The organism is Tsuneonella sp. HG249, assembly GCF_053819205.1.
In genome coordinates this window covers 1,106,979-1,120,450 of record NZ_JBSOQY010000001.1, presented here as the reverse complement: position 1 = coordinate 1,120,450, position 13,472 = coordinate 1,106,979, and the positions used below count along the sequence as shown (strand labels likewise).

The 13,472-nt window shown below is 67.1% G+C and carries 15 protein-coding genes; 6 read left to right on the top strand and 9 right to left on the bottom strand.

Annotated features, from left to right (window positions below):
• Positions 1-8 precede the first annotated feature (8 nt).
• The 5 genes from acpS to ruvX are packed head-to-tail and all read left to right on the top strand — an operon-like array spanning position 9 to position 3,975.
• Positions 9-410, top strand: a complete 402-nt coding sequence (gene acpS, locus ACWPM1_RS05565; RefSeq protein WP_455693841.1) for a holo-ACP synthase — start codon at positions 9-11, stop codon at positions 408-410.
• Positions 407-1,285, top strand: coding sequence for a signal peptidase I (gene lepB, locus ACWPM1_RS05560; RefSeq protein ID WP_455693840.1), 879 nt, complete (start codon positions 407-409; stop codon positions 1,283-1,285). The genes acpS and lepB overlap by 4 nt, the downstream gene beginning before the upstream one ends.
• Positions 1,278-2,375 carry an AI-2E family transporter gene (locus tag ACWPM1_RS05555; RefSeq protein WP_455693839.1) on the top strand — a complete coding sequence of 366 codons (1,098 nt, stop codon included), beginning with the start codon at positions 1,278-1,280 and terminating at the stop codon, positions 2,373-2,375. The genes lepB and ACWPM1_RS05555 overlap by 8 nt, the downstream gene beginning before the upstream one ends.
• Positions 2,375-3,508 carry a DUF3089 domain-containing protein gene (locus ACWPM1_RS05550; protein ID WP_455693838.1) on the top strand — a complete coding sequence of 378 codons (1,134 nt, stop codon included), beginning with the start codon at positions 2,375-2,377 and terminating at the stop codon, positions 3,506-3,508. The genes ACWPM1_RS05555 and ACWPM1_RS05550 overlap by 1 nt, the downstream gene beginning before the upstream one ends.
• Positions 3,490-3,975: a Holliday junction resolvase RuvX gene (ruvX, locus tag ACWPM1_RS05545; RefSeq protein ID WP_455693837.1), complete on the top strand. Its 486-nt coding sequence runs from the start codon at positions 3,490-3,492 to the stop codon at positions 3,973-3,975. The genes ACWPM1_RS05550 and ruvX overlap by 19 nt, the downstream gene beginning before the upstream one ends.
• On the opposite strand, the gene ribB is transcribed toward ruvX, so the two are convergent.
• The 7 genes from ribB to ACWPM1_RS05510 all read right to left on the bottom strand — a co-directional run bounded on the left by ribB (position 3,972) and on the right by ACWPM1_RS05510 (position 11,240).
• Positions 3,972-5,255, bottom strand: coding sequence for a 3,4-dihydroxy-2-butanone-4-phosphate synthase (ribB, locus tag ACWPM1_RS05540; RefSeq protein ID WP_455693836.1), 1,284 nt, complete (start codon positions 5,253-5,255; stop codon positions 3,972-3,974). The genes ruvX and ribB overlap by 4 nt on opposite strands.
• Before the next feature lie 38 nt (positions 5,256-5,293).
• Positions 5,294-6,001 carry an NAD(P)H-binding protein gene (locus tag ACWPM1_RS05535; protein WP_455693835.1) on the bottom strand — a complete coding sequence of 236 codons (708 nt, stop codon included), beginning with the start codon at positions 5,999-6,001 and terminating at the stop codon, positions 5,294-5,296.
• Positions 5,994-7,154 (bottom strand): deoxyguanosinetriphosphate triphosphohydrolase, encoded by a 1,161-nt coding sequence (locus tag ACWPM1_RS05530; protein WP_455693834.1) that lies wholly within the window; start codon positions 7,152-7,154, stop codon positions 5,994-5,996. Before ACWPM1_RS05530 ends, ACWPM1_RS05535 begins: the two co-directional genes overlap by 8 nt.
• A 169-nt stretch (positions 7,155-7,323) precedes the next feature.
• Entirely contained in the window at positions 7,324-8,019 is a 696-nt protein-coding gene (locus ACWPM1_RS05525; RefSeq protein WP_455693833.1) for an aspartate/glutamate racemase family protein, read from the bottom strand.
• Between the two features lie 58 nt (positions 8,020-8,077).
• Positions 8,078-9,043 carry an alpha/beta fold hydrolase gene (locus tag ACWPM1_RS05520; RefSeq protein ID WP_455693832.1) on the bottom strand — a complete coding sequence of 322 codons (966 nt, stop codon included), beginning with the start codon at positions 9,041-9,043 and terminating at the stop codon, positions 8,078-8,080.
• Positions 9,040-10,041: an SO2930 family diheme c-type cytochrome gene (locus ACWPM1_RS05515; RefSeq protein ID WP_455693831.1), complete on the bottom strand. Its 1,002-nt coding sequence runs from the start codon at positions 10,039-10,041 to the stop codon at positions 9,040-9,042. Before ACWPM1_RS05515 ends, ACWPM1_RS05520 begins: the two co-directional genes overlap by 4 nt.
• Positions 10,038-11,240: a parallel beta-helix domain-containing protein gene (locus tag ACWPM1_RS05510; RefSeq protein ID WP_455693830.1), complete on the bottom strand. Its 1,203-nt coding sequence runs from the start codon at positions 11,238-11,240 to the stop codon at positions 10,038-10,040. The genes ACWPM1_RS05515 and ACWPM1_RS05510 overlap by 4 nt, the downstream gene beginning before the upstream one ends.
• 109 nt (positions 11,241-11,349) lie before the next feature.
• Between ACWPM1_RS05510 and ACWPM1_RS05505 the strand changes: the two genes are divergently transcribed.
• The gene (locus tag ACWPM1_RS05505; protein ID WP_455693829.1) at positions 11,350-11,712 is read left to right on the top strand and encodes a hypothetical protein; all 363 of its coding nucleotides are present in this window, start codon (positions 11,350-11,352) and stop codon (positions 11,710-11,712) included.
• Here ACWPM1_RS05505 and ACWPM1_RS05500 read toward each other — a convergent pair.
• Together ACWPM1_RS05500 and ACWPM1_RS05495 are read right to left on the bottom strand one after the other, a co-directional pair.
• The gene (locus tag ACWPM1_RS05500) at positions 11,709-12,026 is read right to left on the bottom strand and encodes a hypothetical protein (protein WP_455693828.1); all 318 of its coding nucleotides are present in this window, start codon (positions 12,024-12,026) and stop codon (positions 11,709-11,711) included. The two genes, ACWPM1_RS05505 and ACWPM1_RS05500, sit on opposite strands and share 4 nt — an antisense overlap.
• Positions 12,026-13,471 (bottom strand): NAD(P)(+) transhydrogenase (Re/Si-specific) subunit beta, encoded by a 1,446-nt coding sequence (locus ACWPM1_RS05495; protein ID WP_455695131.1) that lies wholly within the window; start codon positions 13,469-13,471, stop codon positions 12,026-12,028. Before ACWPM1_RS05495 ends, ACWPM1_RS05500 begins: the two co-directional genes overlap by 1 nt.
• Position 13,472: the final 1 nt, after the last annotated feature.

Here is a 13,472-nt window from a genome sequence, read left to right as displayed (position 1 = left end):
TCGGCGCAGTGATCATCGGCCTCGGTTCCGACCTCACGAACATGGACCGCATCGCCAACTCGCTCGAGCGGTGGGGCGAGAAGTTCGAGGTGCGTTGCTTCACCGAAATCGAACGCGCCAAGGCGGCCAAGCGCCCCTTCACCCGCGTCGGCACTTTCGCCAAGCGCTGGGCCGCGAAGGAGGCGTTCGCCAAGGCGGTCGGCACCGGCTTCCGCCGCGGGGTGTTCCACAAGGACATCGGCGTGGTGAATGCCGCGTCGGGCGCGCCCACCCTCGCGCTGACCGGCGGGGCCGCCTTGCGGCTTGCCGAATTGGTGCCGTCCGGCCATGACGCACGCATTCATCTCACTCTAACCGACGATCATCCATGGGCGCAGGCCTTCGTCGTGATCGAGGCCCTCCCCCAATGAACAGCCTGAGCAACACCTTGAGCAAACCGGAAAAGAAGCGCGAAAAGGTCGACTGGCTCGCCGAGATGCGCGGTCTAGCGCTGATGCTGCTGGCGGTGCTGGCGTTCCACAGCCTGGTCGCCAAGCCGTTCTACATCCCTTCCACCTCGATGGTGCCGAACCTGATGGTCGGCGACCGGCTGGTGGTGTCGAAGTATCCCTATGGGTGGAGCTGGGTCTCCGCCTCGTTCCACGTGCTGCCGCGGGGCGACTGGCGGGTGTGGCCGGCGACCCCCCAGTACGGCGACATCGTGATCGCCGTGCCGCCCAACCGCGACGAGGACTACATCAAACGCGTCGTCGCTCTCCCCGGCGACCGCATCGCGGTGGTGAACGGCCAGATCGTGCTCAACGGCAAGCCGGTGGCGCAGCGGGTCGAGCCTGACATCCGCATCCCGGTCGATGCCCAGCTCTGCACCGGCGCGCCTTGCCTCGACTATTTTGAAGGTTTCCGCGTCCGCGCTCCCGACGGGAAGGACTACTACGAAGTCCCCGCGCTGCGCGAGACGCTGCCGAACGGCGCGACCTACCGGGTGATCGATCACCGCCAGCAGGCGCTCGACGACATGCCCGAGACGCTCGTGCCGGCCGATCACGTGTTCCTGATGGGCGACAACCGCGACCATTCGGCCGACAGCCGGGCCGAAACCTGGGAAAGCGGCCTCGGCGGGCCGGTCCCCCTCGCCAACGTCGGCGGCCGCGCGGAATTCATCACTTTCTCGCTCGACGGGACGACGACCTTCAACCCGGCCACCTGGTGGAGCTCCCTTCGGGGTGGGCGGGCGTGGACGACGCTCCGGCCGGCGATCGCGAACCAGAGCGCCGCGCGTGACTGAGCCGAAGATCGTCGAACGGCCCGAGGAGGCTGTCGGCGCCAGCCCGACCCAGATCACCAGCCCCAAGCTGCGCTACGAAGCACGCCGGGCGATCGTTTGGGTCGGGGTGATCGGGCTCGCGGTTCTGGCGGTTTATCTCGCGCAGACGCTGCTGGTGGTCTTCGGAGCACTGGTATTCGCAGCGATGATCGACGGGGGCCAGCGGCTGCTTGGCCGAGTTCTGCCGATAGGCCGCATCTGGCGGGTCTCGATCGTGCTGCTTCTAGCGACTGCGTTCACTGTGTGGCTTATCCAATTCGCGGGCACCCAGATCGCGGAGCAGGCGGCCGTATTCCCCGAGTTGGTGACCACGCAGTTCGGACGCGCCGTAGCGTTCCTGCGCGAGCAGGGCCTTGCCATCGGCGAAGGCGATATCGAGAAGGTGGCGGGCAGCCTGTTCACAGGAGTGGGCTCGGTCACTCGAGCGATCGGCGGGGTCTTCGGCGCGCTGACCACGCTGCTGCTGATCGTGATCATCGGCATCTATCTCGCGGTCGACCCCCGTCCTTACGAGCGGGGGCTGTCGTGGATGGTGCCGGAGGACAGCCGCACCCAGCTTTCCGATACGCTGGGCCATATGGCCTTCAATATGCGCCGGCTGCTGTTTGGGCGGATCGTCGGCATGTTCGCGGAAGGAGTCTTCACTTACGTCGCGCTCACGCTGGTGGGCGTGCCGATGGCGGCTCTGCTGGGACTGATCACCGGCGTTCTCGCGTTCATTCCCAACATCGGCGCGCTTATCGCGGGCGGGTTGATGGTTCTGGTCGGCTTTTCGGGGGGGACCGAGATGGGCCTGTGGACCATCGCGATCTATTTCGGCGTGCAGACATTTGACGGCTACGTGCTGGTGCCTCTGATCGCCAAGAAGACGGTCGATCTGGCGCCGGCGCTTGTGCTGGGATTCCAGTTGGTGATGGGCACCCTTTTCGGAATCCTCGGGCTGACATTCGCCGATCCCATGCTGGCGATGATCAAGGTCGCGCTCGAACGGCGCGTGCATCATCTCGACAGCGACGAGGAGGATGCCTCCGCGGAACCGGCGACTGCCTGATGGCGCGCAAGTTCCTCTACTTCGTCGCGTTCCTGGTGTTCCTGGTTATCGCCGGCGCGTTCGTGCTGAACATCTGGTCGAAGGAACTGACCCAATTCGCCTTCGTACCGAAGGGTGAATTCGTCGAGCAGTCGCCGCTGGCGGACAATGCCTACCAGGACCCGGCCATGTGGCTCTCGCGCCCCGGGATGGGGGCGGCCGACCCATCGCGCTGGCAGCCGGCCTATCTCGACCGGGGCGTACCGGTGTCGGAGGGCGAGAAGCCGCGCGATTTCGCGGTGTTCTTCGTCCATCCGACGAGCTTCCTCGACCGCGATACCTGGAACGCGCCGCTCGACGACGCGGAGGCCAACCGGGTGGCCAAGATCTACATTAAGGGCATGGCCAGCCCGTTCAACCAGGCGAGCGAGATCTGGGCGCCGCGCTATCGCCAGGCGACCTTCGGTTCGTTCCTGACCGAGAGCGTTTCGGCCAAGAAGGCGATCGACGCCGCTTACGGCGACGTGCGCAACGCGTTCCGGGTGTTCCTCGCCAGCGTCGATCCCGACGATCCGATCGTGCTCGCCGGTCACAGCCAGGGCTCGCTGCACCTTTTGCGGCTGCTGCGCGAGGAAGTGGCGGGCAAGCCGCTCGCGGAGCGGGTGGCGGCGGTCTATGCCGTGGGCTGGCCGGTTTCGGTCGAGCACGACCTGCCGGCGCTCGGCCTGCCGGCCTGCGCAACGCCGGATCAACCGGGCTGCCTGATGAGCTGGTCGAGCTATGCCGAGCCGGCCGACACCAGCGCCCTGATGGAAACCTACAGCGCTTCGGTGGGCTTCGACGGCAAGCCGCGCGGGACCAGCGCGATCCTGTGCACCAACCCGCTCACCGGCGGGATCGGCGGCAGCGCACCGGCAGAGGCAAACCTCGGCACGCTCGTGCCCAACGACGGCCTCGACAACGGCGAACTGGTCCGTGTCTCGGTGCCGGCACGCTGCGACGCGCAAGGCCTGTTGTTGATCGGCGACCCGCCCGAAATGGGCAGCGCTGTGCTGCCGGGCAACAACTACCACGTCTACGACATCCCGCTGTTCTGGGCGAACCTCAGGGCCGACGTCGCGCGCCGGGTCGCGGCATGGGCGCCGCAACGCTGATCACCTCCGAAGCGCGGGAATTCGCCGCCGCGCTGCCCGAAGGCGGCGTGCTGCTCGCGCTCGACCTCGGCACCAAGACCATCGGCACCGCCTTGTGCGATGCGGGCTGGCGCTTCGCGACCGCCGGCAAGACGCTCGAGCGCGGCAAGTTCGGCCGCGACCGCGAGTCGCTGGCCGCGCTCGCCCGCGAGCGCGCGGTGAGGGGCGTCGTCATCGGCCTGCCGCGCAACATGGACGGCAGCGAAGGACCGCGCGCGCAGGCGAGCCGTGCCTATGCCCGCAACCTGGCGGAGGCGCTCGCGCTTCCCGTCCTGCTGTGGGACGAACGCTGGTCAACCGTCAGCGCGGAACGCTCGCTGATCGAGCAGGACATGAGCCGCGCCAAGCGCAAGGAGCGCATCGACGCCCACGCGGCAGCGGTGATACTGCAGGCGGCGATCGATGCCCTCGCCTGCGATGGCTTCTAGTCGAGTGGCCGCTGGCCGACGATGCTGAGGCCGTAGCCTTCGAGCGCCACAAGCGAATGCTCGGTGTTGGTCAGCAACACCATGTCGTGCACCCCCAGCTCGGCGAGAATCTGGGCGCCGCCGCCGTAATCGCGCTGCTCGGTGCTCGGCAGCACCGTCTCGCTCTTCTCGCCGAGCTCGCCCATGCGGATCGAGGAGCTGACGTAATCCGAAGTGGGCCGGTTGATCAGCACGATCACCCCCGCCCCCTCCTCGCCGATGATCTCCATCGCCCGCTCGACCATCCCGCCACGCTTGTTCTCCTCCGAGAACACGTCGGGGAACAGCGAGAGGCTGTGCATCCGCACCAAGGTCGGACGGTCCGGGTTTACCGCGCCCTTGACCAGCGCAAGCGTCTCTTCGCCGGTAGCCTTGTTGTAGAACGCCACCGCCTGCCACTCGCCGCCCCAGCGGCTCGCAAAGCGGCGCTCGGCGCGGCGCTCGATCAGGTGGTCGTGCTTGCGGCGATAGGCGATGAGATCGCGGATCGTGCCGATCTTGAGGTCGTGTAGCCGGGCGAAGCGGACGAGGTCGCCGAGGCGGGCCATGCTGCCGTCCTCGTTCATGATCTCGCAGATCACGCCCGAGGGATTGAGCCCGGCAAGCCGCGAAATGTCTACCGCCGCTTCGGTATGCCCGGCACGCACCAGCACCCCACCGTCGCGAGCGACCAGCGGGAAGACGTGGCCGGGCGTGACGATGTCGTCGCGAGTTTTGGTGCCATCGATCGCTACCGACACGGTGCGCGCCCGGTCGGCCGCCGAGATGCCGGTCGAAACCCCCTCGCGCGCCTCGATCGAGGTAGTGAAGGCGGTCTCGTGCCGCGTGCGGTTGTTGCGGCTCATCAAGTCGAGCCCGAGCTGGTCGACCCGGTGCTTGGTCAGCGCCAGGCAGATGAGTCCCCGGCCATGCCGCGCCATGAAGTTGATCGCGTTGGGCGTCGCCATCTGCGCGGGGATGATGAGGTCGCCCTCATTCTCGCGGTCCTCGTCGTCGACCAGGATGAACATGCGGCCGTTGCGCGCCTCGTCGATGATCTCCTCGGCCGAGACGATCACCGGCCGCTCGTCGTTCGCCGACAGGAACTGTTCGAGCTTCCCGAGCGTGTCGGCGGTCGGGTTCCAGCGCGGTTCGAGGCAATCGCGCAGGGAATTGGCATGAAGGCCGGCGGCGCGAGCGAGCGCGGTACGGCTCATGCGGTTGCCGGAAACGAGATCGCGAACGCGTTCGATGGTGCTCATGCGACTCGCATATCACATCGAAATGTGTCTGTCACATCTTAGTGTGCACCGTCGTCCGCATGCAGGTACGAAAGGCTGGCCGCGGCGCGCAGGATCGCGGCGTTGTCGTGCACGAAGCGCCCCGCAGCCTTGCGCATGGCAAGCGCGAGCGCGGCCTTCGCGACAAGCTCGGCGCTGATCGAACGATAAGCCTCAAAGCGGCCCTGCAAGAAGGCGTCCATCAACGGGCTCGCCAGGATCGCCAGCCGCTCGCCCACGCGGCGGTCGTTGCTGCGTGGCCCCTTGAGCAGCCCTGGGCGCAGGATATCGAGCCGCTTGAACTTCATAGCCTGCAGCTCGCGCTCGACCTCTCCCTTCACCCGCAGGTAAAGCGTCTTCGACCGCGCATCCGCACCCGCCGAGCTGACCGCCACGAGGTTGGAGATCCCCTGCTCCTTGGCCGCGCTCGCGGTCGCCAGCACCAGTTCCTGGTCGACGGCGCGGAACGCCGCCTCGTCGCGGCCCGCCTTCTTCCATGTCGTGCCCAGCGCGCAGACGAGGGCATTCGGCTTGACCGCCTCGAACACTTCGCCCCACTTGTCGGGCTCGGCGACGAACATCTCCATTCGGGCGCCCGGCGGCATCGGAGCCTCGCGGCGGGCGACCGCCACCAGGCGCACGTCGGAGCGCCCGACGCACAGGCGCATGAGCTCGCCGCCGATCAGCCCGGTTGCACCAACCAGCGCGATGCGGACCGGCTCAGACATTGCGCAGGCCTTCCGGCGCGCGCCCGAAGATGCGGGTGCACTGGTCGATCGCGAAGCGGTCGGTCATTCCCGCGATGAAGTCGGCGAGATGGCGGCTGCGATCGGGCTCGCTCGGGGGAAGCGCCGCGCGCCAGCCTTCGGGCAGCGTCGCCGGATCCTGGTCGTAGGCGGCGAACAGGCGGGAGACGATATCCTGCGCCCGGCCAGCGGCCTGAAGCTGGTCCGGATGATAGTACAATCGCTCGTACATGAAGCGTTTCAACACGCGCTCTTCTTCGGCCATTGCCGCTGAGAACGCCGCCAGCGGTCCCTGGAACGCCCGCACTTCGCCGACGCTGCGCAAGCCCTCCACTTTGGCGCGGGTGGTCTCGATCACGTCGTTGACCATCAGGCCGATCCGGCTGCGGATCAATTCGCGCAGGCGCTGGTCGACGCTGGCATCGGGGTAGCGGGCCTCGATCGCGCGGTACTGGTCGGCCAGCGGCTGCAGTTCGAGCAGGTCGTCGAGCAACAGGAATCCGGCGCGCAGACCATCGTCGATGTCATGGTTGTCGTAGGCGATGTCGTCGGCAATGGCGGCCACTTGCGCCTCGACGCTCGGCCAGGCCCCCAGATCGAGCGGGAAAGCGGCGTCGAGTTCGGCCAATGCCCAATTGGGCGCCACGAGCGGACCGTTGTGCTTGGCCAGCCCTTCGAGAACGTCCCACGACAGGTTGAGCCCGACATGCTCGCAATAGGGGCTCTCGAGCCGCATCAGGACGCGCAGCGTGTGGGCGTTGTGGTCGAATCCGCCGCGCTGGGCCATCGCGGCCTCGAGCGCTTCCTCCCCGGCGTGCCCGAACGGCGGGTGGCCGATGTCGTGCGCCAGGCACAGGGCTTCGGTCAGGTCCTCGTCGAGGCCGAGCGCGCGGGCGATCACCCGCCCGATCTGCGCCACTTCCAGGCTATGGGTCAGGCGCGTGCGGTAATGGTCGCCGTCGGGCGCGATGAACACCTGCGTTTTGGATCGCATGCGACGAAAGGCGATCGAGTGGATGATCCGGTCGCGATCGCGCTGGAATTCGCTGCGTGGCCCGCGCGCGCCGGCGCGGGTCTCGGGAAACTCGCGGCCACGGCCCGCGGCGGGATCGGCGGCGAAGGGAGCGAGCGTCATCGGCCATCGGGGGATAGGCAGCGCGAGTCCGCGGGGCAACGGGAACAGGTCCGGAACACCGGAGCCTTGCCCAATAAATCGGGCCGCACATCGCGAAAGATGCGCGGCCCGTAAGGGTGGCCGGCCGGGTGCGACCCGCCAGACCGTGTTATGCCTTGATTCCGTAGCGTTAGCTGGCTGATGTGATCCAATCAACCGCCGCCCGCGCGTGTGCCCGCGTGGAATCGAAAACCGGCAGCACGTTGGCGTCCACATCCACGATCATCGCCAGTTCGGTGCAGGCGAGCACGATCGCGTCGGCGCCGTCCTGTTCCTTATGGGTGATCCAGGTCTTGAGCGCGCGCTCGGCGGACCGGGTCGCCTTGCCGAGCATCAGCTCCTCGTAGATGATCCGGTCGATCTCCGGCACGGCATCCATGTCGGGCGGCAGCAGGTCGACCCCGTGCGCGACCAGCCGTCGGCGGTAGAAGCTTTCGGTCATGACGTTTCGGGTGCCGATCAAGGCCGCGCTTTCGATCTTGGCGGCCTTCATCTCGCGCCCTACGCAGTCGGCAATGTGCAGCACCGGCACGCCGGCCGCCTCGGCCACGCGGTCGTAAACTTTGTGCATCGAATTCGCGCAGATCAGCAGGGCGCCAGCGCCCGCATCGGCCAGGCGCCGGGCGCTGGCCGACAGCACGTCGCCCGCGTGATCCCAACCGCTGTCATCCGCGATCCGGCGCAGATCGGCGAAGTCGAGGCTTTCGATAAGCAAGGGCGCGCTGGCCTCGGGTGAAACCTTGCGCTGCACGCCGCGGTTAATCAGTTCGTAGTAATCGCGGGTCGAGACCCAGCTCATCCCCCCGATCAGGCCCAGCTTGCGCAATATCCCGCTCCCTCGTCGCGACGGCGCGCCATAGGCGATGCCCGCTCGGCGAGGCAAGTCAGGCGGTGGGCGCGGCGGGGGACGGGAGGCCGGCGGCCCAGTCGCGAAGAATGCGCGCGGTGGCGTCGGGCGCTTCTTCCATCGGGAGGTGGCCGATCCCTGGCAGGACTTCCAGCCGCGCGCCGGGAATGTGCCCGGCGAGCCAGCGGCCGGAGGATCGCGGGATGAGATTGTCCTCCGCCCCCCACAGCACCAGCGTGGGGACGCCGAGCCTGGCCAGCGCGGCAGGCGCGAAGGGCTCGTTGGGCAGAGAGAACCGCTTGGCGGTAGCCGCGCGGTTGCCGGGATAGCGCAACAGCTCCCAATAGCGGTCGACTGCCGCGTCGGTGACGACCGCCTGGTTCGACACGCTCTGCCGCAGGCTGCGCTCGATCAGCGAGCGCGGCACGACCTGCCCCATCAGCGAGGCTACACCCGGTGTGCGGGCCAGCGTGAAGCCGATGTTGCCCTTGGCTTCCTCCAGCCGCGGCGCCCCGCCGGCATCGACCAGCACCAGCCCCGCCAGCCGCTCCGGATGCGCGAGCGCGTATTCGAGCGCAATCCCGCCGCCCATCGAATTGCCCGCCAGCACGAAGCGGTCGAGCGCCAGCCGGTCCGCGACGCGCTCCACATCTGCGGCGAACGCCGCGCGGCTGTAGTCGTCGTCCTCGGCCGGCCCGGTCAGGCCGTGTCCTCGCTGGTCGAAGCGGATTATCCGGTAGTCGCCGGCAAGCCGCTCGACCCACGGCCGCCAGGTGTGAAGATCCGCGTTGGAACCGTGGAGCAGCATGATGACGGGTGCATCGCGCGGCCCTTCGTCGCGAAGATGCACGGTCGGGCCGCCGGCGAGTTCGACGAAGCGCGAAGGCGCGGCCCCGTACTTCGCGCGCATCGCCGCCGGATCGGCATCAGGCACGCGGAAGACGAGAAACAGTATTACAAGCAGCGCGATCAGTATCGCAGCGGCCCGGATCAAGCGCTTCATTGCGCCATTCCGGCAATCCAGCGCTCCACTACTTCGACGCCTTCTCGGTCGATCGTCGCCTTGCCCAGTTCGGGCATGGCAACGCCCCCTTCCAGGCTGCGCATGCGGTGGGTGAGGATCGATTGCTCGGGGTGGCCGGGCACCACGTCGTAGAGAAACTGGCCCGCCCCGCGGCCCGCGGCGACCGGGCGCTTCATCACCCCGAGCGCTTTGGGATCGCTCTGTTCCCAGCGCAGGTCTAGGCCCGAGTTCGAAGCCCCAGCGCCCGGGCGATGGCAATGGGCACAGTTGACGTCGAGGTGGGCGCGCGCGACCGCCTCCGCCGGCGCATTTGCGCGATCTTCCCACAGCGGAAACACGCCCGAACTTTCGGGCATGCGATCGAGCGTCCCGGCCTTGTGCTGCGCGCGCAGCCATCCGGGCGCGAGGTTGCGCGCCTTGGGCCCGATCGGCACCACCTTGCCCTCCAGCCCGTGGCATTCCTTGCACTGGTTCTTGTTGGGCACGCGATACTCGATCGCCTCGCCCCCCGGGGTGACGACAGGGACCCGCGCGCCCGCCAGCACCAGCTTCGCCTCGGTCTGCTCGGCATTCCATTGGTAAGGTAGCGCCACCCAGCCGTCGGCGCGGCGCAGCAGGACCCGGGTTTCGATCAGCCGGCGCTCGCCATTCTCCTCGAACGCGAACGTCTTGATGAGCGCGGTGCCGACGGGGAATTCTAGCAGCCCGTCGCCCGCCGAGACGGTCTGCTTGCCAGGGGGCACATAAACGAAACGCAGTTTCTCGGCGCCATCGGAGTAGAGCGGAGTATTGAGGCGATAAGGCACCACGCCTTGGGACGGTACTTGCCGGGCCGGGTCGGCGAAGAAGCCGAATTCGGCGAGCGTCGCGGGCATCGCGCTGCCGGCGATCGCCGCGTCGCTCGGCGTCGGCGCGTCGCGCGCCATCGCCACCGCTGCGGTCAGCAGCGCGAGGCCGAGGATACCCTCGCGGATCACGGGACCAGCCGGCCCTCCAACGCCGCGGGGGCGCCCGCGCCGGCGAGGCTGACGCCGGCGACCGGCGCGGCGACCTTGAGCGATCCCGGTTTGGCGGCGTCCAGCCCCGTACCCTGCGTGGTGAGGTTGAGCGACCATCCTGCGAGCGCAGGGTCGACACGCACGGCTGTGGTGCCATCTTGCGTCAGCCCGTCCCACAGCACCGGCGGCAGCGCGCCGCCGAACGCGGCAAGCAGTTGCTCCCCACCTTCGAACTGCGGATCGTAGCCGCCGCGCTCGACTCGGTTCGCGCCGATTGTCACGTTGCGGGGATAGGGATTGTAGGTCTTGTCATCGAACTGCATCGGATAGGCGACGACCATCACCGGCGCGGTCGGGTTGTCGATGATGGTATTGCCTTCGACCAGCACCCCGTCATTCGCCATCACCATGATCCCGGTGCCGCGGCGCACTCCTGCCACGATGTTGCCGGGAGGTGCGAAGTTGGCGGTAGTGTTGTGGGCTACCAGATTGTTGCGCACCACGGTGTTGCCGCCGCCCATGACTGGCAGATTGGGCAGGTCGAACACCAGGATACCGCCGGTATTGCCGGTTACGAAGTTGGTCTCGACGACTGCATCGCGGCTATTCTCGATCTCGATCCCGGCGACGTTGTGGCGGGCGAGGTTGCCGCGGACGGTGATGCCCTTGGACTGGCCGACGTAGATGCCGGCGTCCGATGCCCCCGAGACCTCGCTGTCGACGATCAGCACCCCGGTACTCTCCACCGGATAAAGCCCGTACGCTCCGTTGGTGGCCTTGGGGCCGCCGGTCCAGGTGACCCGGATGCGCTGGTAGACGATGTTGTCGGCCCCCTTTGACTTGATGCCGTCGCCCTTGGGGTTCTCGATGGCGAAGTCGCGCAACGTCACGCTGTCGCCGGTGACGAGAAACCCCTCGCCGGCACCGTTTTGGGTGGAGAAATCGAGCACGGTGGCATTCATGCCCGCGCCACGCACAGTAACCCCATTCGCGTCGAGACTGAGCCCGTCGTCGATCGCGAAACGGCCCGCTCCCAGCACCACCTCGTCGCCCGGCTCGGCGAGGATCAGCGCCTCCTGCAAGCGAGCCTGCGCCCCGTCGCCAGCGGCGACCTCACGTGTAGCGGCGGAAAGGGGTGAGGCGCTCAGTGCGAGCGCGGCTATCATGATCATCCTCATAGGGCGAGACTGCTGCTGACAGCTCGGTAAGTCAATGAGGGTAGGCCCGCTTGCCAGACTCGCGAATGAAGCGCATTCTCCGGGCGTTACAGCACCGGGGAGCAATGCCATGCGCATCAAGCTACTTGCGGGGGGACTGCTGCTGACGCTTGCAACCCCCGCTCTGGCCGAGAACTGGGATTTCGTGCTGGTCAACAAGACCGGAAAGACGATCAAGCTAGTCGAGGTTTCGCAAACTGGCGTCTCCGACTGGAAGAAGGACAAGCGCGACGAGGATCAGGGGCCAAGCACCATCAAGCCCGGCGAGGACTACACGGTCCACTTCGACAAGGATGCGGGCGTCTGCAAATACGACGTGCGCGTCACTTTTGACGAAGACAGCCAACTGATCTTCCCGGCGTTCGACGCGTGCAAATATGCATTCGGCGACTTCGCGCTGAAAGGCGAGCTGCCGGTGTTAAAGGGCAGCTAGCCCAGGCCCACCGCGCAGATCCCTGCCGAACTAGCAGTCACGGCGATCACTTCGCTGTCTGCCACTCGGCGCACGCGTTCGAGATATTCCGAGATTGTGACCGGCCGCTCGCGCTCGCCGGCGCGGGCCTTCAATGCCTCGAGCTTACGCAACTGGGCGATAGTGAGCCGATCGACCATCCGGCCCGCCATGCACTCGGCGTTCTTGTCCGACAGGCCAGCCTCGACGAGCGCCGAGCGCACGCGGCTCTCCGCGATTTTCTGCACGCACCCGCCCAGCGCCAGCGCCGCGACGAGGATAAGCGCCGCTCGCATCAGTCGAGCGCCTTGACGATATCCTCGACCATCTTCTTCGCGTCGGCGAGCAGCATCATCGTTTGGTCCATGTAGAACACGTCGTTGTCGACCCCGGCATAGCCCACGCCGCCCATGCTGCGCTTGATGAAGAACACCTGCTTGGCCTTGTCGACGTCGAAGACGGGCATGCCGAAAATGGGGCTGGACTTGTCGGTCTTGGCCGCCGGGTTCACCACGTCGTTGGCGCCGATGATGAACGCCACGTCGGCCTGGGCGAACTCCGAGTTGATGTCTTCGAGCTCGAACACCTTGTCGTAAGGTACCTGCGCTTCGGCGAGCAGCACATTCATGTGGCCCGGCATCCGCCCCGCGACCGGGTGAATGGCGAACTTCACCTCGACGCCCTTGTCTTCGAGCTTGTCGGTCATCTCGCGCAGCGCATGCTGAGCCTGCGCCACGGCCATGCCATAGCCGGGAATGACGATCACCTTTTCGGCCTGCTCGAGCATAAACGCGGCATCGGCGGCGCTCCCGGTCTTGTACGGGCGCTGCTCACGCGCCTCGCCGGCGATCGCCGCATCCGCGCCGAACCCGCCCGCGATCACCGAGATGAAGCTGCGGTTCATCGCCCGGCACATGATGTAGCTCAGGATCGCACCGGAGCTGCCGACCAGCGCGCCGGTGATGATCATCGCGGTGTTGTGGAGCGTGAACCCCATCGCCGCAGCCGCCCAGCCGGAATAGCTGTTCAGCATCGACACCACGACCGGCATGTCCGCCCCGCCGATCGGGATGATCAGCAGGAAGCCGATCGCGAACGCCGCGGCGACGATGGCCCAGAACAGCCAGCCCTCGCCCGCGCCGGCGTCGTTAGACACGGCGTAGATCGCCGTGCCGGCGATTATCGCGACAAGCGTGCCGAGATTGATAATGTGCCGCCCGGGCAACATGATCGGCGCGCCGCTCATATTGCCGTTCAATTTGGCGAAGGCGATCACGGAGCCCGAGAACGTGATCGCGCCGATCGCCGCGCCCAGCGCCATCTCGATGCGGCTGACGGCGAGAATGTTGCCGTCCATTCCGAGGATTCCGAACGCGTCGGGATTGAGGAAAGCAGCGACCGCGACAAGCACCGCCGCAAGGCCGACAAGGCTGTGGAAGGCGGCGACCAGCTGCGGCATCGCGGTCATCGCAATGCGCCGCGCGATGATCCAGCCGATCCCCCCGCCGATCGCGATTGCAGCAAAGATTTCAGGCAGCGAGGCGACCTCGTGCGTCACCAGCGTCGTCACCACCGCGATCAACATGCCCGCCATGCCGAAGCGGTTGCCGCGCTGGCTTGTCGCTGGCGAGGACAGGCCGCGCAAGGCCAGGATGAACAGGACGCCCGCCGCCAAATAGGCCAGCGCCACCCACGGGCTGACCGCGTGTGCCGCGTCGGCGACGATCGAGAGGTCGCTCACC

Excerpts from the sequence above, each read along its gene's own strand:
- ACWPM1_RS05530 (WP_455693834.1), bottom strand. The coding sequence starts at position 7,154 with ATGACGCTCGCTCCCTTCGCCGCCGATCCCGCCGCGGGCCGTGGCCGC.
- ruvX (WP_455693837.1), top strand. The coding sequence starts at position 3,490 with ATGGGCGCCGCAACGCTGATCACCTCCGAAGCGCGGGAATTCGCCGCC.
- ACWPM1_RS05500 (WP_455693828.1), bottom strand. The coding sequence starts at position 12,026 with ATGCGAGCGGCGCTTATCCTCGTCGCGGCGCTGGCGCTGGGCGGGTGC.
- lepB (WP_455693840.1), top strand. The coding sequence starts at position 407 with ATGAACAGCCTGAGCAACACCTTGAGCAAACCGGAAAAGAAGCGCGAA.
- ribB (WP_455693836.1), bottom strand. The coding sequence starts at position 5,255 with ATGAGCACCATCGAACGCGTTCGCGATCTCGTTTCCGGCAACCGCATG.
- ACWPM1_RS05535 (WP_455693835.1), bottom strand. The coding sequence starts at position 6,001 with ATGTCTGAGCCGGTCCGCATCGCGCTGGTTGGTGCAACCGGGCTGATC.
- ACWPM1_RS05550 (WP_455693838.1), top strand. The coding sequence starts at position 2,375 with ATGGCGCGCAAGTTCCTCTACTTCGTCGCGTTCCTGGTGTTCCTGGTT.
- ACWPM1_RS05510 (WP_455693830.1), bottom strand. The coding sequence starts at position 11,240 with ATGAGGATGATCATGATAGCCGCGCTCGCACTGAGCGCCTCACCCCTT.
- ACWPM1_RS05505 (WP_455693829.1), top strand. The coding sequence starts at position 11,350 with ATGCGCATCAAGCTACTTGCGGGGGGACTGCTGCTGACGCTTGCAACC.
- ACWPM1_RS05520 (WP_455693832.1), bottom strand. The coding sequence starts at position 9,043 with ATGAAGCGCTTGATCCGGGCCGCTGCGATACTGATCGCGCTGCTTGTA.